Below are 20,178 nucleotides of genomic sequence, written 5' to 3'. Positions count from 1 at the left end.
GACGTTGACGGTCGTGTCGTATGCTAGGAAGCGTGGCCGCGCTTCGTGCGGCCGCATCGGTTCCGACAAGCCACAAGGAGACGCCCCATGATTCTCAGCCTTCTCACGCTTCTCCTCATTGCCCTCATCCTCGAGGGTTTCGTCCGCGTCATCCGCTACTTTGCTGATTGGCTGCGCCAGGCCAGGAAACTCGACGCGTCGGAGGTCTCCGAGGCTTGCGAGGCCGAGGAGGCGGCCGAGAAGGTCGCCGAGCGTGACCTCAGGGGCTTTGACGACAAAGGCACTCCCCAGCGTCGAGCAACGGTCGCCCGGACCGAGCGCGATGCGATCGAAGCGTACCTCGACGTGATGCATCTGGGCTTCTACCAGGTCATCATTGTCTTCTTCCTGGGTTGCATCGCGGGTCTCTTCGTGGAGGAGGTCTGGATGTTCGTCACCGCCGGCCTTACGCAGAGCCGCGTCGGTCTGGTATGGGGTCCCTTCTCGCCGCTCTATGGCTTTGGCGCCACGTTTCTCACCCTCATCTGCTTCGAGATGCGCCGCCACCACGCCAAGGGATGGCAGATTTTCCTCATCTCTATGGCCGTGGGCGGCATTCTGGAGCAGGTCACCGGCTGGTCGATGGCCACGCTCTTCCATGCGGAATCCTGGACCTACGAGTACCTTCCCGACCACATCACCCAGTGGGTTGCCTGGCGCTTCCTCTTCTTCTGGGGCATCCTCGGTCTCACCTGGTGTCGCGTGGTCATGCCGCCCCTGCTCTACCGCATTGGCATGCCCACCTCTCACCGCCAGCTGGTCTTCGTGATCCTGGTGAGCGCCTACCTTGCGGCCGACATCTGGATGACGCTCGCGTGCTTCAACCGCAAGACCGCACGCGACGCCGGCGTGCCGGCAAGCAACGCGTTCGAGCAGTGGGTGGACGAGCACTACACCGACGAGTTCATTGCCAACCGATTCCAGAATCTCGTCATTGGGGGCGATGACGAGTGACGCTTGCCGAGACAGCAGAAAGGCCATCAGCTCCCACGCGTGACGTCTACCTCGACTACGCTGCCGCCACGCCACTCGACCCCAGGGTCCTCTCGGCAATGGAGCCTTACCTCACGAGCTGCTTCGAGAACCCCTCCGCCCCATACGCCCGTGCCCGTGTGGCGCGCGACGCCGTGGAGCGCGCGCGGGCGGACATCGCGCGCCTCATGGGCGCCAAGCCCGACGGCATCACCTTCACCGCAGGCGCCACCGAGGCAAACAACCTCGCCTTTGCTGCAACAGAAGGCAGCGTGGTAACCGACGCCGCCGAGCACGAGTCCGTCCTCGCCTGTGCCCGGGCACGCGAAGCTGTTGTGGTGGGTGTGGGTGCCGACGGCCGCGTTGACCCGGATCGGCTCTGCGCGGCCATTGGCCCCGCTACGCAGCTCGTCTCGGTGGAGCTTGCAAACGGCGAGGTGGGAGCCGTGCAGCCCGTGCGCGAGATTGCCCGTGGGGTTGCCTTGATTCGCGAGCGTCGGCTGGTGGAAGGCAGCCGCGTCCCTCTGTGGCTCCACACGGACGCCTCCCAGGCGGCAGGCTCGCTCTCGTGCAACGTGACCTCGCTGGGGGCAGACCTGGTGACCCTCTCTGCCGCGAAGGTCTACGGTCCCAAGCAGGTGGGCATCCTCTGGGCAGGCGAGGGCGTGCGGCTGCGGCCGCTGATTCTTGGTGGTGGCCAGGAGGGCGGCGTGCGCTCTGGCACCGAGAACGTTGCCGGTGCAGTGGGATTCGCTGCTGCCCTGACGCTTGCGCAGGACTGCCGTGGCGAGGAGTGCCGTCGCGAGGAGGCGCTGCGCTCGCGGCTTGTGCGCGTCCTTGCGGCCGCGTTTCCCGGCATGGTGGTCTCGGGGCCGAGAAGCCCCAAGCACCGCCTTCCCGGGCTTCTCCACGTGAGCTTTCCCGGTCTCGAGGCGCGGCGCCTGGTGGTGCTCCTCGAGCGGCGCGGGGTCTCGGTGGGGACGGGCAGTGCCTGCGCAGCCAGTCGCATGCGCGAGAGCCACGTTCTGCGTGCCATGGGACTGCCCCCGGAGGTCTCGGCGGGGAGCCTGCGCATCACGATGGGACGTCCCACCAGCGCTGACGACATCGACTATGCGGCGGCGCAGATTGTGGCCGCCGTTCGCGCGGAGATGGCCCGTACCGGCCTCACCGACGAGGACATGCTCACTCGCGCCGGGGGCGCTGCCGTGGGGAGGCGACGCTAATGGGCGAGAAGGTCTTTCTCGGCCTCTCCGGAGGCGTGGATTCTGCGCTCTCGGCGGCGCTTCTCGTCGAGCAGGGCTACGACGTCACGGCGGTCTACATGCGCAACTGGTCGCGCGACCTGCCGGGATACCGGTGCCCCTGGGCAGACGACCTTGCGGACGCCGAGCGCGTTGCCGTGACGCTAGGCATTGAGCTCGAGGTCTGGGACTGCGAGGAGGAGTACCAGCGCACCGTCGTGGACTACCTCGTGGACGCCTATGCGCACGGCCTCACGCCCAACCCCGATGTGATGTGCAACCAGACCGTCAAGTTTGGCACCTTCGCCGACCGCGCCTTCGCACGCGGCGCGGACCTCATCGCCACGGGACACTACGCTCGCGTGCACCAGGACCCCGCGACGGGTGCCACGCAGCTCCTGCGCGCTGTGGACGAGCACAAGGACCAGACCTACTTCCTCTGGCGCGTAGGGGAGGAGGCTTTCTCGCGCACGCTCTTCCCCGTGGGTGAGGTGCGCGACAAGGCCGAGGTGCGCCGCATGTGCGCCGAGAGGGGCTTGGGCGTGGAGTCCAAGCCGGACTCCGACGGCATCTGCTTCGTGGGGCCCGTGGGCATACGCACCTTCCTCCTGGACACGCTTGAGCGCCGCGCCGGGGACATCGTGGAGTGGGAGACGGGTCGCGTCCTGGGTCATCACGATGGCACCTTCCTGTTCACGGTGGGCCAGCGCAAGGGGCTCGACCTGGGCGGCGGCCCCGCTCGCTACGTGGTCTCGACGGATACCGAGAAGAACGTGGTCTACGTGACTGCCAACCCGTCCTGCCCCGGCCTCTGGTGCACACAGCTCGACCTCTCCGACGTGCACTGGATTGCTGGCGAGCCGCCTTCGGACGGCACCTATCTTGTGAGGACGAGACACACGGGCGAGCTTCGAGAGGCGCGCGTGGAGATGCGCGGCGCCGGACGTGCCCGCGTGAGCTTCCCCCAGCCGGTGCGCACGGTGGCGCCGGGGCAGTCCGCCGTCATCTATGGGGGTCTCGTCTGCCTGGGCGGAGGAATCGTGGAACCAGACCCGGTGGCCTATAATCGATAGGCTAGCTCTAATGATGTAGTCGGTCGACGCCCATGGCGCTTGCCTGGGACTGGCGGGTCGGAGGTGTTTGTGGCAGAGGACGCCGAGAAGAAGGCCTCTGCGGCGCAGAAGCGCCCCAAGGCTCCAAAGCCACAGGTCGTTGGTGCCAAGGTGAGTCCCGCCAAGCCCAAGGCAAAGGTCGGTGCTGGGGCCTCCACCAAAGCTCGCGCCGCTGCCACTGGCACTGGCGCCAAGGTCAAGTATCGCGTTAACGCTGCGAAGGCGGTCTCGGCCAAGGACCGCGAAGCCGACAAACAGAGCATGGGCCAGGTGCGCAAGAGCCTGGTGTTTCTCGGCATCGTCACGCTTGCCTATCTGGCGTACCTCATCATTTCCGGCCAGATGGATGTGTTTCTCAGCAGCCTTGCGCAGGTCGACAGCTCGTGGATGCTGCGCGGTGCCCTCTGCTACCTGGTCTACTACGTCATAGGCGTCTCTGCTTACGTGCTTTCGGTTGTCGCAGATCCCAAGTCTCCCGTGGGCGTTCGCGATCTCATGAGTGTGGAGGCCGCCGGCGTCTTCTTCATGAACCTCACGCCCAACGGCATGGGTGCCGCGCCCGCGCAGATCTACCGCCTCACGCGCTCGGGCCTTTCCGTGGGCGGTGCTGGTGCGCTCCACTCCACGCGCTTCATCATGTACGAGGCGGGCGAGGGCATCTTTGCGGCCATCATGCTCATCTTCCGGCTCGACTACTTCCTGGACTCCTTTGGCGACTTCATCATCATTGGCATCCTGCTCTTTGCCTTCAAGATTCTGGAGTGCGTGGCGCTCTTTGCCATCTGCGCGTACCCCAAGTTCTTCTCGAGCATTGGCAACTGGGTGCTGCGCTTTGCCAACAAGCACGGTTGGGTGAAGGACTACGACCACTGGTACCAGGTCGTGAACAACCAAATCATGGAGTTCTCAGACGGCTTCAAGTCTGCCGCCAAGAACAAGGGCGACCTTGTGGGCGTGCTGGTGCTCACGCTGCTGCAGCTGGGCTGTCTCTACGCGCTGCCGTGGTTTGTGCTCAACGCCTTTGGCAAGGAGGCCGACCTTGTGACCTGCCTGGCGTCCGGCTCGATGCTCGAGCTTCTCACCTCGGCAATCCCGCTGCCCGGCGGCACCGGCGGCGCCGAGGGTGGCTTTGCGCTGCTCTTTGGCAGGATGTTCGGCGCGCAGGCCTCCGCGGGCTTCGTGCTCTGGCGCGCCATCGAGTACTTCCTGCCCACGCTGTGCGCGGCGCCGCTGCTGGGCCTGCGCTCGACGAGCGGCGAGAGCATCAACCACCGCTTCAGGCGCTATGGCATGCGGTTGCGCAGGCTCTTCTCGCGCAGGGGCTCAGGCAAGGGCTCCGGTGGCATCAAGATCACGTTTAAGTAGCGAAACGGCGGCGAGCATAACAAAGCGGCGGGGACGCACGTTGGCGCCGCCCGCCGCTTCTGTGCTACCTGCGGATCGCGCAAGGCTACCAGGAGACCTTGGCGATGTTCTCCTCGATGTGCTTGCAGCTTGCCTGCCAGCGCTCCTGCTCATGCGGCGTCATGGTGGGGACGATGACCTTCTCGACGCCGCGTGCGCCAATCACGCAGGGCAGCGACGCATAGTGGCCCGAGACGCCATAGACGCCCTCGACCAGGGTCGAGACGGGCGTCACAAGCTTGGTGTCACCCAGGATGGCGGCGATGATGGCTGCGGTTCCGTTGGCGATGGAGTACTCGGTGCAGGCCTTGCCTGCCATGGTGGTGTAGCCTCCGCGCACGGCCTGCATCTCGAGCGCGTCGCGGTCGAGCGAGATGCCCGCCTGTGCCTCCAGCTCCTCGGGCGTGAGACAGCCAAAGGTGACGTGCGACCAGAGCGCAAACTCCGAGAACCCATGCTCGCCGAGCATCCATGCGTTGATCGATGCCTGGTCAAGGCCGGTCGCGCCCGCAAGGGCATGCTTGAAGCGTGCGGAGTCGAGCGTGGTGCCCGAGCCAATCACGCGCCGCGGCTCGCAGCCGGCGAGGTCGCGAATCTCGGTGGCAATCACGTCGTTGGGGTTGGAGACGCTCACCCAGATGCCCGTGAAACCGGCGCCCTCGATACGGCGGACGAACTTCTTGGGCTCCTCGACCGTGAGGACAAGCTCGCCGTCACGGTCGGTGCGGGAGGCGTCCACGTGGCCCGCGGCGTTGACAATGACGTCGCACGTGGCAAGCTCCTCGTAGTCCACGTCGCACTCCACGATGCGCGCGGGGCGGGGATAAAAGCTCATGGCGTCGAGAAGGTCGTTCGCCTGCGCGCGGCAGAGCTTCTCGTTTGTGTCTGAGAGGCGAATCTCGTCCACGAGACCCTGTGCGAGCAGCGCGTTAGCGACGTGTGCCCCCACGTGGCTGCAGCCGATGATGCCGATGGTCCTGTGTGTTGCCATGTTCTGCGCTCCTCGTGTGGCGGTTGTCTTTTGTGGCCTATTGTCTCACTGGGTGGCGTCGCCTGTCACAAAGCGCACCTGGTCCACGTCGGGAACGTGCACGCGCACGAGCGCCTTGGCGCGGTCCTGTTCGTCTTTGGATAGCGTTCGGCTACTGGTGACCGTTGCTACGATGCGCTTGGTTGGCTGAGAAGGGCCCGCGTCAAAGCCGTACTCCGTGCTCACGGAATACCGCTCGACCTCGGGCTGGACTGCCTTGAGCTCCTGCGTTGTGAGGGCCGTCTCGTACTGGTCAGAGGTCTGGGAGATTGTTGCGGCGGTATCGGCTGAGCTCTTTGTGTGCTGCCGGATTGTCTCCTGGACAACGCCTGTGGTCACCATGAGGCAGGGGATCGCAAAGACAAGCGTCCCGATGATGACGTTCCTGCGCAGGCGGTGCGAGATGGCCACCGCCTCCTCGCTCTCCTGCGGGGTCACCACGCCGTCGTCGTTGATGTCTCTGTGAAGCGGCACGTGCAGGAGGAGTAGCACTATCTCGGCGGCGAGCGCAATGAAGACTACGTTGACGCCAAACTCGTAGAGGGCGCCGGCAAAGCGCGGGAGGCTCTGCAGGGCAATCCCGTAGCCGGCAGAGCATAGGGGCGGCATGAGGGCGGTTGCCACGGCGACGCCTGCGATGAGAGTCGATGGCTCCTGCTTGCGGGAATTGCCCAGTCCGCCCGCGAAGCCGCCGGCAAGTGCGATGAGCAAGTCCCAGATGGTTGGCGTCGAGTTGTCAAGAAGGGCGCTGGTCTCGTAGGGGATGGGCGTGAGGAGGAAGTAGATAGTCGAGGTCGCAAGGCAGATTACCATCTGAAGCGCGAGTCCAGCGGTGGCGTGTCGCAAGAGACGCATGTCAGCCGTCGCGATAGCGAAGGAGATGGCCAGCACCGAGCCCATGAGCGGGCAGATGAGCATGGCTCCCACGATGGCCTCGGTGGAGTCGGTGTTGAGGCCAATCGATGCGATGAGCATGGCAACTATGAGAATGCACATGTGCGTGCCGTCGAGCTTCGAGCCGCCTACGAAGCGCTTGCGGATCTGCGGCCAGGATGCTCGGCCTTCCCGCACGTCAAAGGCACGCCTGAGGGCTGCGAGGCCTCGATGGACCCAGCTTTCACTGGAACCGGCTGTCTTGCTTTTCTCGGCCATGGACGCGCCCCCCGCTTCCTGAGTTTCATGTGGCACGTGATGTCCAGGCACACTTTCCTGTTATCCGGCGCGCCTCGATGATTCTTGTGCCCCAAACGTGGGGCGACAACTCCGATACCTGTTCCTAAGAGTGTGAAAGACCCGTCTTGGGGCAGCGTTGGGGATTCCCAATGGCTCGAATTGACGGTTGGTGGCAGTTTTCTGAGACACCTCGAGTATCGGAAAACTCAAGATCTGAAGAATAGCAGGTAAGAGAATTGCTATCGCTTGACCTGTATATAATATATGTAACAAAAACTGCCACCAAGCGTCATTTTTGTCAACGAGAGGTCATCCGTGGTCAACGAGAGGTCATCCGTGGAGTAATAGGTCGGCCGAGTTCAGCCGCTAAGGCCCTGTGCCCAGAACACGGGGAGGCCTTTTGCGAGACTCAAAAACACAAAACTCCGGTTGGTGGCAGTATTCAATAGATTATTTATATGCAGTTACAGCTACAACAATCAAATAGCTGCGGTTATTCAGAACCCAACAACGTCTGTACATAGGGATACCCCGAAAAACTGCCACCAACCGTCAATCTGTGCCATTGTGCCAAGCGTTAGATTGCGTACATGTGTTCTCATGAACTTCGCGTGGTAGTAGAATGAACATCTACGCAACTTTGACGTGCGGGGAGGTGCAACTTGGAAGAGGGCGGGACTGGTCGCTTTGCGGGTCACGCGCGCTCGCGCGCACAGGAGGTCCTGGAGCAAATCCTTTCCTCGAAGGATGCCCGCGCGCTTGTCGGCATGAGCAAGAACACCTACTCTGAACAGCCAATCCTTCGTACTGGCGCAGACTTTGCCCGGGAGCGGGCGCAGAGACGTCAGGAGGGTAGGGAGGCGGCACGCGATGCGCGCGAGAAGCGAGTTGCTCGACGTCACGAGCATGGCCCAGCTCTTGCGTCATCCGCCGTGGAGCGCTCCTCTGCGGCATTCGGTTCTCCGTGGTCCTCGCTCTCTTTTGCGTTCCCTTCCTTCGAGAGCTCCCAGCCTGCGGCGGAGCCTGCCAACTCCGAGCTTCCTCCCACCCTGCAGGAGCTGCGCCGCCTGGAGGGGGAGGGCCTTCGCCTGGGCGAGCTCTTCTGCCGTCAGGCCCGCCTGGCCGCAGATTTCGATGACAGCCTCCCGTTTGAGGGCTTTCATCCCTATCGGTACCTGCCAACCTACAAGGATCTTGGAAACCGTGAGCTGCGCGGCTACTTTACGTGGCGTTCCGAGTGGCGCCGGGGCGCGGCGCTCGACGCTCCGGCCTCCTATGTCACGATCCTTGCCTTCGAGTTGATAAACGGCGTGGGCGCTACGCCAGGCGCTGAGGTCCTTGCTGCGCTGCGCCAGCTAGAGCAGCGCTGCGTCGAACAGGACGCGCGCGGCTTGGGTCCCAGCGTGACCATGGACCTCAGGCGCTGGGAGCGCGACTATGCCATCTGCATGGGGCTTGACGCTACCCAGACCGTGCCCGAGGGTGACCGTTCGTTTGGCGCCGGGGTCGAGACGCTGCGAGCAATGGAGCGCGCGGAGCTCGTCTCGCGTGGGCTGCTCAAGGATCAGCCGGCAGAGAAGGTGGCCGCCCCCTCAGACGACGAGGTTTTGGTGGCAATGAGCAGCGTGTCGACCCTGGACGTCTTTCGCTCGCCCTTTGTGCGCGCACATAGGGAGTCCTTTGCCGCCGTTTCCGCCGCCGTGGCGCGGCGCATGTCGGTGCACTGCAATCGCCGCAGGAAGACGGGCTGGATCGACGGACTTGTGGGCTATCGCACGTCATGGCCGTTCTCGCCGCTTGCGGGCGTTCCGCTCGAGCATGGCTGGGAGGGTCCCGAGCGTACTATTCGCGTATGCCCAGGCCAGGTGGTGAGTTTCCGCTTTGGCCGATGGACCGAGCGACTTGCCTACTCCACCACCGAGCGCAGTCGCGACCTCGCGCGCCTGCTGCGCGCCATAGACCGTCAGATGCGCATCGACTGGGAGTTCGGGCACCCCCTCAAGGAGCAGAAGCTTCCCCGCTACCTGGAGAAGATGATTGTCGAGGAGAGCCAGGCGCGCCACAAGCTCGAGGAGGAGGCGGAGCGTCGGCGCTTCAAGGTCGATCTCTCCAAGCTGGGCGGCATTCGCAGCGCCGCAGCGGTCACGCGCGAGGCGCTGCTGGTGGACGAGGAACGCGAGGGGTATGTGCCAGGCGAAGCCGTCGCAGAGCCGGCAGGCGCTGCGCCTGCACCGGTGGCCACGGTCGTCGCGCCAACTGCACCGGAACCCGCTGCGCAGCCCTCGGGGGCGGCCTTGGCCTTCACTCAGCAGGAGCGTGCCCTTCTCGACGCCCTTCTCGCCCATGACGTTGTGCCGGACTCAGCCGGTGCGTCTGTCGACATGCTTGTTGACTCCATCAATGAGAAGCTCTTTGACCTGGTTGGGGATACGGCGCTGGAGTTTGGTGACGACGGACCCACCCTTGTCGAAGACTACGAGCAAGATTTGAGAGGATACCTACAGCCATGATGCAAGCAACCCCAGAGCAGGCACCGCGCGTGCCGAGGCGCATCGCGCAGGTGATCATCAACTCCCTCAAGGGCGGCGTGGTGCCGCGCGTTGGCCTACCCTACATCACCGTGGGTCGCGACCGGGAGGTGGCCGCCCTTCTCCACGACCTCAACCTGGTGGCCGACGGTGGGGCGAGCTTCCGCTTCATTGTGGGGCGCTACGGCAGCGGAAAGAGCTTCCTGCTCCAGACCATACGCAATCACGCAATGGGTCAGGGCTTTGTCGTGGCAGATGCGGACCTCTCGCCCGAGCGCCGTCTCCAGGGCACGGGCGGCCAGGGCCTTGCCACATACCGCGAACTTATTCGCAACCTCAGCACCAAGACCAGGCCCGAGGGCGGTGCCCTCAACCTGGTGCTCGACCGCTGGGTCTCCAACGTGCAGTCTCAGGTGACGCTCGAGGATGGCCTTGCCCCGGATGACCCGGCGTTCGCAGATGCCATGGAGCGGCGGATCATGGGCACCATGGCCTCGGTGCAGGAGCTTGTCCACGGCTACGACTTCGCGCGCCTCCTCACCATGTACTGGCGCGCCCACCTCGAGGGGGACGATGAGACCAAGGCAAACGTCACCAAATGGTTCCGAGGGGAATATCGCAACAAGACCGAGGCGAGGCACGAGCTTGGCGTGAGCATCGTGATTGGTGACGATGACTGGTACGACTACCTCAAGGTCTTCGCCACCTTCCTGGTGGGAGCGGGCTACAAGGGGCTTGTCATCCTTCTTGACGAGATGGTGAACCTCTACAAGATTCCCAACGCGGTGAGCAGGCAGTACAACTACGAGAAGGTGCTCACCATGTACAACGACACCCTCCAGGGAAAGGCGCACCACCTGGGCATCATCATGAGCGGCACGCCCCAGGCGGTGGAGGACAGGCGACGCGGCCTCTACTCGTACGAGGCGCTGCGGAGCCGCCTCACGCAGGGGCGCTTCTCGCAGGGCGGCTTGGTGGACATGCTCGCGCCCGTCATCCGCCTGGAGCCGCTCACCCACGAGGAGCTACTGGTGCTCGTCGAGAAGCTCGCGGACATCCACGCGGGGCTCTTCGGCTACCAGCGGTCAATCAACCAGGCAGAGCTTGTGCGCTTCCTCGAGACCGAGTACGGTCGCGTGGGCGCGGACACGCATCTCACGCCTCGCGAGGTCATCCGCGACTTTGTCGAGATGCTCGACATCCTGTCCCAGAACCCCGGCGTCTCGGTGGAACAGCTCCTTGGAAGCGGCCAGTTCTCCTCGCCGGTTAAGACGCCAGCGGAGGAGAACGCGGCCCCGGGAGCGCCTGACTCCCTGGCCGTTGGGCAGGCTTCGTCCGGCAAAGACGAGTTCGCCGAGTTCGACATCTAGGCCGCCATGGACGCATTCGACCGCTACGCGCCGTTCATCCAGGACTTCATCTACGAGCACGACTGGCAGAGCCTGCGCGCCGTGCAGGTTGCTGCCGCAGACGCCATCTTCAACACCGACGAGAACGTCCTGCTCACAGCATCGACTGCCTCGGGCAAGACCGAGGCCGCCTTCTTCCCCATACTGACGGAACTCTGGGAGGACCCGCCGGCCTCGGTAGGCTGCGTGTACATTGGACCGCTCAAGGCGCTGATAAACGACCAGTTCCTGCGTCTCGAGGACCTCTGTGCGGAAGCCGACATCCCGGTGTGGCACTGGCATGGCGACGTCTCTCAGTCGCACAAGGCAAAGATGCTCAAGCATCCCTCGGGCATCCTCCAGATCACGCCGGAGTCGCTCGAGTCAATGCTTCTCCACCGGCACAACGCCATTCCGCGCATCTTTGGTGACCTGCGCTTTGTTGTGATCGACGAGGTTCATTCGCTCCTGCGAGGCGACCGGGGTGGGCAGACGCTCTGCTGTCTCGAGCGCCTCTCGCGCCTTGCGGGCGTGGTGCCCAGGCGCATTGGGCTCTCCGCAACGATCGGAGACCCCGAGGCAACCGGTGCGTACCTCTCTGCGGGCACGGGTCGTGGGTGTGTGATCCCTCGGCTGGACGCGCCCAAGGAGCGCTGGCGCCTCTCGATGGAGCATTTCTATGTGACGGGTCCGCAGGCGCCGGAGCGCGGCGAGGACGGTCTGGGTCACGGAGGGACGTCTCCCGAAGAGGCAGCGTACGAGACGCCCGAGACCTCCGCGGCTGAGCAGCGCATTCCCAGCCGAGAAGAACGCGTGGAGGACGTCTTCCCGAGCGCTTCTTCGCAGACCGAACAGCCCGACCCGGAGGTGCCCACAGACAGGGCCCCGGTCTTTGCCGACCCTGGCCTTGCCTACGTCTTCGAGCACACGCGTGGGCGCAAGTGCCTGGTCTTCGCCAACTCACGCGAGGAGTGCGAGGCCGTGACGACAACGCTTCGCCAGTACTGCGAGGCGGTGGGGGAGCCGGACCGCTTTCTCATCCATCACGGCAACCTCTCCGCGAGCTTTAGGCAGACGGCCGAGGAGCTCATGCGCGACGAGAACGCGAACCTCACCACCGTGACCACCTCGACGCTCGAGCTTGGCATCGACATCGGGCGTCTCGAGCGGGCGTTCCAGATTGACGCGCCGTTCACGGTGAGTTCGTTTCTGCAGCGCATGGGCCGCACCGGCAGGCGTGGCCAGCCGAGCGAGATGTGGTTCGTCATGCGCGAGGACGAGCCCGAGGCCAGGGCGCTGCTTCCCGAGACCATCCCATGGAAGCTCCTGCAGGGCATCGCACTCGTGCAGCTCTACGTTGAGGAGCGTTGGGTCGAGCCGCCGCAGCTGGACGGCCTGCCGTACAGCCTTCTCTACCACCAGACCATGGCGACGCTCGCCTCGACGGGCGAGCTTTCGCCGGCCGACCTGGCGCGCCGCGTGCTCACTCTTTCTCCCTTCCATCGCGTGACGGCAGATGACTACCGCACCCTCCTTCGTCACCTCGTGGAGACGGACCAGGTCGAGCGCACCGAGACGGGCGGTCTCATCGTGGGCCTTGCGGGCGAGCGCGTGACGAACGACTTCCGCTTCTACGCCACCTTCGCGGAGGACGAGGAGTTTACCGTGCGCTCCGAGTCCCAGGAGCTTGGCACCATCGTGCAGCCGCCGCCGGTGGGGGAGAGAATCGCAATCGCGGGCGCCGTCTGGGTGATCGAGGAGATCGACTACAAGCGCCACCTCATCGAGTGCACGCAGGTGAAGGGCAAGGTTCCGGCGTACTTTGGCATGTGCGCGGGAGACGTGAACACCCGTGTGCTCGAGCGCATGCGAGGCGTTCTGCGCGAGACGCGCGGCTATCCCTACCTGCGCACGAATGCGCAAGCGCGTCTGGAGCAGGCGCGCCACGTGGCCGCGCTCGCCCACCTGGCCTCGGAGCCGCTCGTGTGCGTGGGTGGCACGTCGTGGTGCCTTCTGCCTTGGCTGGGAAGCTATGCCTTTCTCGCCCTCGAGCGTTTCCTCAAGATTCGTTGTGCCGATAAGCTCGGGCTCAAGGGGCTGGACTCCTCGCGTCCATACTTCATGCAGTTCACGATGGGCGCCGACGCACGCACCTTCTACCGGGTGGTGAAGGAGGAGGCATCCCTTCCCCTTGACTCCATGGAGCTGGTCTATCCGGGGGAGGTGCCCCGCTTCGACAAGTACGATGGCTTCGTGCCGGACGAGCTGGTGCGCAAGGGTTTCGCGTATGGGGTTCTCGACGTTGAGGGTATGCTCGCTCGCGTGCTCTCGTGGCCCGATGTGCCGGGGTGTGCCACGCGCGCTCTTCCTGACACGAATCTGTCACCAATCTGACCGGAACAAATGTTCTTCTCGATGGTATGATATCCCTGCAGGGGATGAAGGCGCCTCGGAGGCCCCCACTGGCACGAGGCGGAGTACGTCACCCTTGCGAGCAACGCTCGGGCGTGGTCGGCGACGGCCGGCTTCCTATCGGTTGTTTGAGGTGTGGGGGCAATCAGATGTCTGGATACCAGGAAAGTTTGGTCAAGGTCAGCTGTCTGGCAGAGGCGGCTGGCATTCGCAAGGCGTTCGACGAGTCGGGCAACTCCCTCTTTGGGATGTACGGGGTGGAGCGCGCGGTGCGGGACGTGGGTCCCGAGCTGCCGTCTCAGGCAGGCGATATGCTCTGCCTGCCTCGCGTCACCTTCAAACGGGGTGACTTGTTTGTGGTGCTGTGCGGAGACCGTCATCCCTACCAATGCTGCAGTGGGAGGTGGTTCTACATAGATGGCCTGGCAGACGCTGTGCATGAAGACTACAGGGCCTATCTCGTGCCCGTTGAAGAGAACGAGGTACGCACTTCCTGGAACGATGACGCCCGGCTCGCCCAACGCTCGTACGTGAACTGGAAAGACTACCTTTCCAACGTTGCATGGACCTGGCACAAAGACGAGGTCGATCCACGGGTCCGCTTCTCCGAGGTTGTCTATGGCATCAACGTTGCACCGCCCGCAGACTTAGGGGTTGACCCAGATCCCATTTTTGCCATCGCACGGATGCTTCGAGAGCGTGGGCTCACAGGGGCCATTGTTAACGGCAAGATCCCGATGGAGGACATCATGTAGAAGCGCATGCGGGGCGGGGTCGCGGCGAGCGGCCCTGTCCCCGCTATCTTCGACGCGGCGGCACTCACCTTGAGGGCGTGGCCTCGCCAGCGCGACCGACGGTAATCTGGCGATACGAGATGAGACGGGCGGGAGCCACCTCCGACGAGAGTTGGAGGTAAGCCGATGAGCGATTACGAGATTGTCAGCACCATGATCGACCTTGTGACACTTGTCATCGCGGCGATAGCCCTTGGTCTGAACATCAGGCCAAGAGGATGGCCGTCCCCAGAAGCTAGGAACGGCCATCCTCTCCACGCTGAAAACGTGAGAAATGGAGGTGGCCTGTCCCGCGCCCACGGGTGCCACCCGACTCATATCGTAGCAGAGAATCAGGGGTCGAGAAAGGCGCCGCTCAATCTCTCTCCGGCGTAATTGCATCGGTCGCAGAAGGTTTCTCCTCGGGCCACCTACTCGCACTGACGCTTCTTGCCCTTTCGCGCTGCCTCCATCTCATCAAGCCGGCGCTCGTTCTCTTGGTACTGCTCTACGGGCACTGGCCTTACGTGCAGGCCCTCGGCCCAGTTGCCGCTCTCGTGTTTCTTGAGGTGGCGGTATCCAACAACCGAGAAAGACCAAGGCTCCCATAAAGTTCACCAGAAGGTCCTTCATTGTGTCGATGAGCCCGATGTCAAGGTATCCGTTGATGGTCGTGGTCTCACCTGCGGCTGTGGTCATCGTGGTTGTCGCAATGTCGTTGATTTGGATGCGGTTCCCCTCGTTTGCGGGGTCGAGCGCAACGGAGGATATGCTCGTGACGAAGGTGTCCTTCTGCATGTCCATCCCAAAGAATGTGTCGAAGCTAAACTCGACAAACTCCCAGAGGACGCCGATGGTCATCGAGAAGCAAAAGGCAACCAGCGTTACATAGATAGGGGAGAGGCTGATGTTCTTGCTCGACCCGTTGAGAAGGTCGACAAGGGAGAAGCCAATGGCCGCGCAGAGAAAGCCGTTGAGCGTGTGCAGGATGGTGTCCCAGCCAGGAATCAGCACGTAGTAGTGGTCAATCTCTCCGAGAATCTCTGCGGCGAAGATGAACGAATAGATAATTGCCTGGAAGAGGCCGGGAATCTCTATATGGGTCATCCCCTCGACGAGCGATGGGACGAGGAATAGCACGAGCACCAGTATCGAGATGGCCACGCCCTCCCAACGCTGGGTCATGATGCATCGGATGAGCGTGACGAGAACGAGCGCCCTGAGAATCGAATAGAGGATGAAGGCGCGGCGATTGAGCGCAATGCGGTCTTTAAGACGACGCACGATTGATTGGAACCTGCCCTTTTGGCATGAGACGTTCCCTTCACGGTTCAACATGTGATGAAAGAAATCCTAGCCTACGCAGAGAAGGTCCAAGAGACTTTTCTCGCCAATGCCCAGGCTGGCGCCAAACTGCCTCCCTTTTTCAGCTTCGTCGAGAATTACTATGGACCGTGAACGTGCCGCGCATTCGGTGGGTAATAACCGAATGCGTGACATAGCACAGGGTGCCGACATCCGTTCAAGAGGGGGTATCGTTCATGGATGAGAACAGCATGGAGCCGGTTGTGGTTCCAACGCCTGTGAAGAAGGAAGCTCCAATCATTCAGGCGAGGCTGCGTCACAAGATTCTCAAGATGCCGGAGGAGTCCTGGAAGGCGAGCGGCATTCGCATCTTTGGCCGCAAGATTCGCTCGCTGGTCTACACCACCGACCTCGCGGTCATCAAGAACTGCGACGCAGACGCCGTCTTCGCCGTCTACCCCTTCACGCCGCAGCAGTCCATCTCCGAGGCAATCATCGATGCGGCGAGCATTCCGGTCTTCTGCGGTATTGGCGGTGGCACAACGCGTGGCGTTCGCACGGTGACCCTCGCACACGACGTGGAATGCCAGGGTGCCATGGGCGTGGTTCTCAACTCGCCCATCTCCAACGTCAACCTCCGTGCCGTGTCTCTCGCAATTGACATTCCTACGGTCATCACCGTCGTGAGCGCCGATACCGACATTGCCGCGCGAATCGATGCCGGTGCGGCAATCATCAACGTCGCTGGTGGCAAGGACACGCCGAGCATCGTGAGCAAGATTCGCGAGAAGTTCCCAGACGTCCCCATCATCGCGTCGAGCGGCGGCACGGAGGAGTCCACGCGCGCCACGGTCGAGGCCGGCGCAAACGCCATCACCTACACCCCGCCAGCGCCCGCCATTCTCTTCAAGCAGATGATGGCCCAGTACCGCAGTCCCGCTACATCCGCAGAGCAGCCTCAGCACACCGCGCTCGAGGTGCTCCAGGCGGCTGGGCTCTGGCACGATCAGAACGGGCAGAGTCACTAAGGGTACGGCCTGGCGCATCGACGGTCGCATCGTGTTCCTCTCTGCCACGGACGTCGCGTAGTTCTCCGGCGCTATACTTGCAACCCGAGTATGGTCGCGGAAGGCGGCGCGCAGGACGCGTCGTTTGTGGCCGCGACCAGATGCGCCCCCAGGGCGCGGAAGGAGCACCACATGGCACAGCGGGTTCAGGGAACCGAGGACCTCTTCGGTGGATACATGCGCGCGTGGCAGCACATGCAGGACGTGGCGCGCGACCTCTTTGGCGCGTACGGCTTCGACATGGTTGAGACGCCAGCAATCGAGCAGGTGGACACGTTCGTGCACGGCATTGGCGAGTCGACTGACGTTGTGCGCAAGGAGATGTTCCGCGTGGTCTCCGGCGCCCTCTTCGAGAACCTGCTCGAGCAGGGCTCCGAGGCTGGCCTCAAGCCCAAGCAGCGCCTGGCCATGCGTCCCGAGGGTACTGCCGGCGTGGTGCGCGCGGCGGTCGAGAACAACATGGTTCCCCAGGGCGCCGCACCTGCCAAGCTGTGGTACGCCGAGGCAATGTTCCGTGGCGAGCGTCCCCAGAAGGGCCGTCTCCGCCAGTTCCACCAGGTGGGCGTCGAATGGCTTGGCGCCGCGGACCCGGCGGCGGACGCCGAGTGCATCATCATGCTCATGGAGTACTACAAGCGCCTTGGCTTCGACCCCTCCCGCCTGCGCCTCTCCATCAACTCGATGGGTGACGCTGCGTGCCGCCCCGCCTATCGCGAGAAGGTCCGCCAGTTCATTCTCGACCACGCGGACGAGATGTGCGAGGACTGCCTCGAGCGCGCGGAGATCAACCCCCTGCGCAGCTTCGACTGCAAGAACGACCACTGCCGCGAGGTCATGCGCGACGCCCCCCTCGCCAAGGACAACCTCTGCGACGACTGTGCCGAGCACTATGCCCAGGTGAAGCGCTACCTCGATGCCGCCGGCATTGCCTATGTGGAGGACCCCACCCTGGTGCGCGGCCTCGACTACTACACCCGTACGGTCTTCGAGGTGGAGGCCGTGGACGGTGGCGTGGGCGCAATCGGCGGCGGAGGTCGCTATGACGGCCTCATGGAGCTTGAGGGCGGAAAGCCCACCCCCGGCATCGGCTTCGCGGTGGGCTTCGAGCGCATTGCGCTCGCGCTCGCCGCGCAGGGTGGTTCGCTCGAGACGCCCCAGCCCGGATGTGTCTACGTGGCAGGAACCTCGGCAGATGAACGTGAGGCGGTCTTCTCGGCCACGCTCGCTCTGCGCCAGGCGGGTGTTCGCACCGAGGCCGACTACCAGGGTCGTTCGCTCAAGAGCCAGTTCAAGCAGGCTGACAAGCTCGGCGCCCGCGTGTGCGTGGTCATCGGGCCCGACGAGGTGGCTGCCAATGCCGTGACCCTGCGCGACATGGAGACGCACGAGCAGACCCAGGTGCCCGTCGAGGAGCTTGTCCCTGCGGTGAGCGCACGACTGGCGCGGTAGCACCAGCGCCTGACGGTGCCGGAAGCCCAGTGCTTGGCGAGGCCGGAAGTACCGTGTCCCGCGACGCCAATGTTGAGCTTTCGTACGAGATCCCGTCTAACGTGTGCCCTCCGGCGTCATTTTGGCGCCAGAGGGCACACGTCTTCTCGCATGCCAGGGCTTCTCGGGTGCCTATACCCGTGTTTAGCATCGTCTGCCATGTCAGCGCACTCTTCCGTGGCCCCATGCGAAGTTTATCGCTTCTTCTTAAAAGGAGACTGCATTTCCGCAGGTCGACGAGATTGTTTTTAAGAAATGGCGATAATCTACGCCAGTAATCGCATGCTGCCGGCGCGGGCAGACCGGCAGCAAAAGGCAAGCGGCGCGAGAGATGCGCCGTCGTTACGCGAAGCGCCGGTCGTGCTTGGCCGCCGAGCGCACCACGAGGAACACAATCGCGTAGATCACGGCAACTACCAGCAGGAACGTCCCGTCTCCGTAGTTTGCGAGCGTGGCGGTGGCGTCGTAGAGGCCATGCAGCATGGCCGAGAGGGCAAAGCCAATTACGATGCACAGCGCGGACCCAATGCGGTGACCGCGCACGGCGAGGTACTTCGCCTCTCCATAGAGCATGCCAAACAGCACGGCAAAGCCCATGTGCGCAGGAATTGCCATGAGTGCCCGGCTCATCAGCACGCCCGTGCCGTAGTTGAGCCCGTACATCACGTTCTCCATGGCCGCAAAGCCGAGCGAGGTGAAGACCGCGTACACTACGCCGTCGTAGCGGCAGTTAAACGCTTGGTTGTTCCACGTTGCTCGCCCCATGAGGATGTACTTGCATGCCTCCTCGATGACGCCCACGACCACGAAGTCTGACAGGAGCTCAAAGCCGAGCGTGTTCTCCCTGAGACCAGAGAGAAGGCCAAAGACGGACATTCCCACCTGCTCGAATATGCCAGCGAGAAATGCCGCCAGCACTCCCTGCAGGATGAGGTGCGTAAGAAGCCCGGCAGGCTCCTTCTCCAAGGGGTCGAGGTTGTAGGCGTAGCGCATGAGGACGACCGCCGGACCGATGGCCAGGACGAGAAAGAACAGCAGGTAGAGTGTCAGGCCGTCTGCCAGAAGGAAGAACATGGTGCACCTTTCCGCGAAGTCACTGCTGGTTGAAGGGTACCCCATAGCTGAGAAAAAGCACCCTCCGGCGAGAATTCGGCTCCGGAGGGGCCGCTTTGTACGTGATCGCTTCGGTAACCGCCCCTCCGGCATCAATTCCTCGCCGGAGGGCCCTTCTCGTACGGAATCCCGTCGGGAACCGACCTCCCGGTGTCAATTCCTCGCCGGAGGGCGCGTTCCAGTCGTTCTCGCCCTACGCCTTTGGAAGGTCGAGAAGGAAGTAGTCCGGGAAGCGCTTGGTAACGGTTCCGGACTCCTCGAAGAGCAGGTGCAGGTGGTTGCTCACGAGAAAACCGGTCTCGTCGACGTCGTGGTACGTAATGGCGTCGTAGATTTCGTCATGCTGGTGCATGATCGCGTCCCAGTCGAGTTCCTCCGTGAGCACGCGGAGCCATCGATAGCGCTGCAGGTCCATGTTGAGGGTCTCAAGCCAACCCCAGATGCGCTCCCGCCCCGCAATCTGATAAAGCGCCTGGTGAAATCGGTTGTCTGTATCAAAGAACAGGCGGGTCTCATGACGGGAACAGGCATCGCGGGCATCCGCCATTATCTCCGAGAGGAGCTTCTCGCCATCCGCGTCGATGCGCGCGCAGCACTCGATGGCAACCTGTCGCTCGAGGCTCTCCCTGACGTAGCGGGCGCACTCCACCGAGCGCAGGCTGATTCTGTTCACGTATGTGCCGCTTTGGGGAACGGTCTGCACCAGGCCCTCCTGGCGCAGGCGGACGAGCGACTCGCGCACAGGAGTCCTGCCCATGTCGAGGTCGGTGCAGAGGTCCTTTACCTGCAGACGGTCTCCGGGAGCGTACTTTGCATAGAGGATGCCCTCGCGGATTGTCTCGTACGCCTGCAGCTGGAGGCTCTCCCCAGTTCCGGCTTCCTGTACGTGTTCCATGGCATCCCCTCACTGGTACACAAACGACCCGCTTGTCTCAAGGCTAGCGTATGCAATGTAGTATACGAGAAATCAGGGGGACGGCGGTGGATGCTTCCATGCCGGAGGACGTTTTCTCATCCACACATCTATATGGCAGTAATTCGGAAAAGGCATTGCATGCAAGAAGGACAAACTAGTATACTAGTAACCACCGAATGACCCAGGCATCAGAAGGCCCTAGCGCCAGTCAGGA

16 protein-coding genes are annotated in these 20,178 nt (G+C 63.2%); 11 read left to right on the top strand and 5 right to left on the bottom strand.

Annotation, left to right across the window (positions count from 1 at the left end; all coding sequences use genetic code 11):
* Window positions 1–87 precede the first annotated feature (87 nt).
* From BMX94_RS01905 to BMX94_RS01890, 4 genes are all read left to right on the top strand, one after another.
* On the top strand, window positions 88–993 hold the full coding sequence (locus tag BMX94_RS01905; RefSeq protein ID WP_091002809.1) for a putative ABC transporter permease: 906 nt from the start codon (window positions 88–90) through the stop codon (window positions 991–993).
* Window positions 990–2,237 carry a cysteine desulfurase family protein gene (locus BMX94_RS01900; protein WP_091002807.1) on the top strand — a complete coding sequence of 416 codons (1,248 nt, stop codon included), beginning with the start codon at window positions 990–992 and terminating at the stop codon, window positions 2,235–2,237. The genes BMX94_RS01905 and BMX94_RS01900 overlap by 4 nt, the downstream gene beginning before the upstream one ends.
* Window positions 2,237–3,328, top strand: a complete 1,092-nt coding sequence (mnmA, locus tag BMX94_RS01895) for a tRNA 2-thiouridine(34) synthase MnmA (protein ID WP_091002805.1) — start codon at window positions 2,237–2,239, stop codon at window positions 3,326–3,328. Before BMX94_RS01900 ends, mnmA begins: the two co-directional genes overlap by 1 nt.
* 69 nt (window positions 3,329–3,397) lie before the next feature.
* Window positions 3,398–4,732, top strand: coding sequence for a lysylphosphatidylglycerol synthase transmembrane domain-containing protein (locus tag BMX94_RS01890; protein ID WP_286159983.1), 1,335 nt, complete (start codon window positions 3,398–3,400; stop codon window positions 4,730–4,732).
* Between the two features lie 85 nt (window positions 4,733–4,817).
* Here BMX94_RS01890 and BMX94_RS01885 read toward each other — a convergent pair whose 3' ends face one another.
* Window positions 4,818–5,762 carry a lactate/malate family dehydrogenase gene (locus BMX94_RS01885; RefSeq protein WP_091002803.1) on the bottom strand — a complete coding sequence of 315 codons (945 nt, stop codon included), beginning with the start codon at window positions 5,760–5,762 and terminating at the stop codon, window positions 4,818–4,820.
* 45 nt (window positions 5,763–5,807) lie between these two features.
* On the bottom strand, window positions 5,808–6,953 hold the full coding sequence (locus BMX94_RS01880; RefSeq protein ID WP_091002800.1) for a DUF389 domain-containing protein: 1,146 nt from the start codon (window positions 6,951–6,953) through the stop codon (window positions 5,808–5,810).
* A gap of 683 nt (window positions 6,954–7,636) precedes the next feature.
* On the opposite strand from BMX94_RS01880, the gene BMX94_RS01875 reads away from it, so the two are divergent.
* From BMX94_RS01875 to BMX94_RS10490, 5 genes are all read left to right on the top strand, one after another.
* On the top strand, window positions 7,637–9,484 hold the full coding sequence (locus tag BMX94_RS01875) for a TerB N-terminal domain-containing protein (protein WP_091002798.1): 1,848 nt from the start codon (window positions 7,637–7,639) through the stop codon (window positions 9,482–9,484).
* Entirely contained in the window at window positions 9,484–10,872 is a 1,389-nt protein-coding gene (locus tag BMX94_RS01870; RefSeq protein WP_091002892.1) for an ATP-binding protein, read from the top strand. The genes BMX94_RS01875 and BMX94_RS01870 overlap by 1 nt, the downstream gene beginning before the upstream one ends.
* A gap of 6 nt (window positions 10,873–10,878) precedes the next feature.
* Window positions 10,879–13,284 carry a DEAD/DEAH box helicase gene (locus BMX94_RS01865; RefSeq protein ID WP_091002796.1) on the top strand — a complete coding sequence of 802 codons (2,406 nt, stop codon included), beginning with the start codon at window positions 10,879–10,881 and terminating at the stop codon, window positions 13,282–13,284.
* Window positions 13,285–13,451: 167 nt separating this feature from the next.
* Entirely contained in the window at window positions 13,452–14,057 is a 606-nt protein-coding gene (locus BMX94_RS01860) for a hypothetical protein (RefSeq protein WP_143052242.1), read from the top strand.
* A gap of 165 nt (window positions 14,058–14,222) precedes the next feature.
* A complete protein-coding gene (locus BMX94_RS10490; RefSeq protein WP_143052241.1) occupies window positions 14,223–14,471 on the top strand; it encodes a hypothetical protein in 249 nt (82 codons plus the stop codon).
* A gap of 81 nt (window positions 14,472–14,552) precedes the next feature.
* Here BMX94_RS10490 and BMX94_RS01855 read toward each other — a convergent pair whose 3' ends face one another.
* The gene (locus BMX94_RS01855) at window positions 14,553–15,359 is read right to left on the bottom strand and encodes a DUF2238 domain-containing protein (RefSeq protein ID WP_091002792.1); all 807 of its coding nucleotides are present in this window, start codon (window positions 15,357–15,359) and stop codon (window positions 14,553–14,555) included.
* Between the two features lie 257 nt (window positions 15,360–15,616).
* Between BMX94_RS01855 and BMX94_RS01850 the strand changes: the two genes are divergently transcribed.
* Together BMX94_RS01850 and hisS are read left to right on the top strand one after the other, a co-directional pair.
* A complete protein-coding gene (locus BMX94_RS01850) occupies window positions 15,617–16,408 on the top strand; it encodes a hypothetical protein (RefSeq protein WP_218138436.1) in 792 nt (263 codons plus the stop codon).
* Window positions 16,409–16,579: 171 nt separating this feature from the next.
* Window positions 16,580–17,896 carry a histidine--tRNA ligase gene (gene hisS, locus BMX94_RS01845; protein WP_091002790.1) on the top strand — a complete coding sequence of 439 codons (1,317 nt, stop codon included), beginning with the start codon at window positions 16,580–16,582 and terminating at the stop codon, window positions 17,894–17,896.
* Between the two features lie 381 nt (window positions 17,897–18,277).
* On the opposite strand, the gene BMX94_RS01840 is transcribed toward hisS, so the two are convergent.
* Both BMX94_RS01840 and BMX94_RS01835 read right to left on the bottom strand, forming a co-directional pair.
* The gene (locus tag BMX94_RS01840) at window positions 18,278–19,009 is read right to left on the bottom strand and encodes a PrsW family intramembrane metalloprotease (RefSeq protein WP_177171284.1); all 732 of its coding nucleotides are present in this window, start codon (window positions 19,007–19,009) and stop codon (window positions 18,278–18,280) included.
* 232 nt (window positions 19,010–19,241) lie between these two features.
* Window positions 19,242–19,943, bottom strand: coding sequence for a GntR family transcriptional regulator (locus tag BMX94_RS01835; RefSeq protein ID WP_091002786.1), 702 nt, complete (start codon window positions 19,941–19,943; stop codon window positions 19,242–19,244).
* Between the last annotated feature and the right edge of the window lie 235 nt (window positions 19,944–20,178).

It is taken from the genome of Olsenella sp. KH3B4 (assembly GCA_900111695.1).
Classification (GTDB): Bacteria; Actinomycetota; Coriobacteriia; order Coriobacteriales; family Atopobiaceae; genus Tractidigestivibacter.
Note: the sequence above shows the minus strand (reverse complement) of the source record. Positions and strands in the feature narration are given on the sequence as shown.

Coding starts and splice junctions, on each gene's coding strand:
- BMX94_RS01905 (WP_091002809.1), top strand. CDS start 88: ATGATTCTCAGCCTTCTCACGCTTCTCCTCATTGCCCTCATCCTCGAG.
- mnmA (WP_091002805.1), top strand. CDS start 2,237: ATGGGCGAGAAGGTCTTTCTCGGCCTCTCCGGAGGCGTGGATTCTGCG.
- BMX94_RS01885 (WP_091002803.1), bottom strand. CDS start 5,762: ATGGCAACACACAGGACCATCGGCATCATCGGCTGCAGCCACGTGGGG.
- BMX94_RS01880 (WP_091002800.1), bottom strand. CDS start 6,953: ATGGCCGAGAAAAGCAAGACAGCCGGTTCCAGTGAAAGCTGGGTCCAT.
- BMX94_RS01870 (WP_091002892.1), top strand. CDS start 9,484: ATGCAAGCAACCCCAGAGCAGGCACCGCGCGTGCCGAGGCGCATCGCG.
- BMX94_RS01865 (WP_091002796.1), top strand. CDS start 10,879: ATGGACGCATTCGACCGCTACGCGCCGTTCATCCAGGACTTCATCTAC.
- BMX94_RS01860 (WP_143052242.1), top strand. CDS start 13,452: ATGTCTGGATACCAGGAAAGTTTGGTCAAGGTCAGCTGTCTGGCAGAG.
- BMX94_RS10490 (WP_143052241.1), top strand. CDS start 14,223: ATGAGCGATTACGAGATTGTCAGCACCATGATCGACCTTGTGACACTT.
- BMX94_RS01850 (WP_218138436.1), top strand. CDS start 15,617: ATGGATGAGAACAGCATGGAGCCGGTTGTGGTTCCAACGCCTGTGAAG.
- hisS (WP_091002790.1), top strand. CDS start 16,580: ATGGCACAGCGGGTTCAGGGAACCGAGGACCTCTTCGGTGGATACATG.
- BMX94_RS01840 (WP_177171284.1), bottom strand. CDS start 19,009: ATGTTCTTCCTTCTGGCAGACGGCCTGACACTCTACCTGCTGTTCTTT.
- BMX94_RS01835 (WP_091002786.1), bottom strand. CDS start 19,943: ATGGAACACGTACAGGAAGCCGGAACTGGGGAGAGCCTCCAGCTGCAG.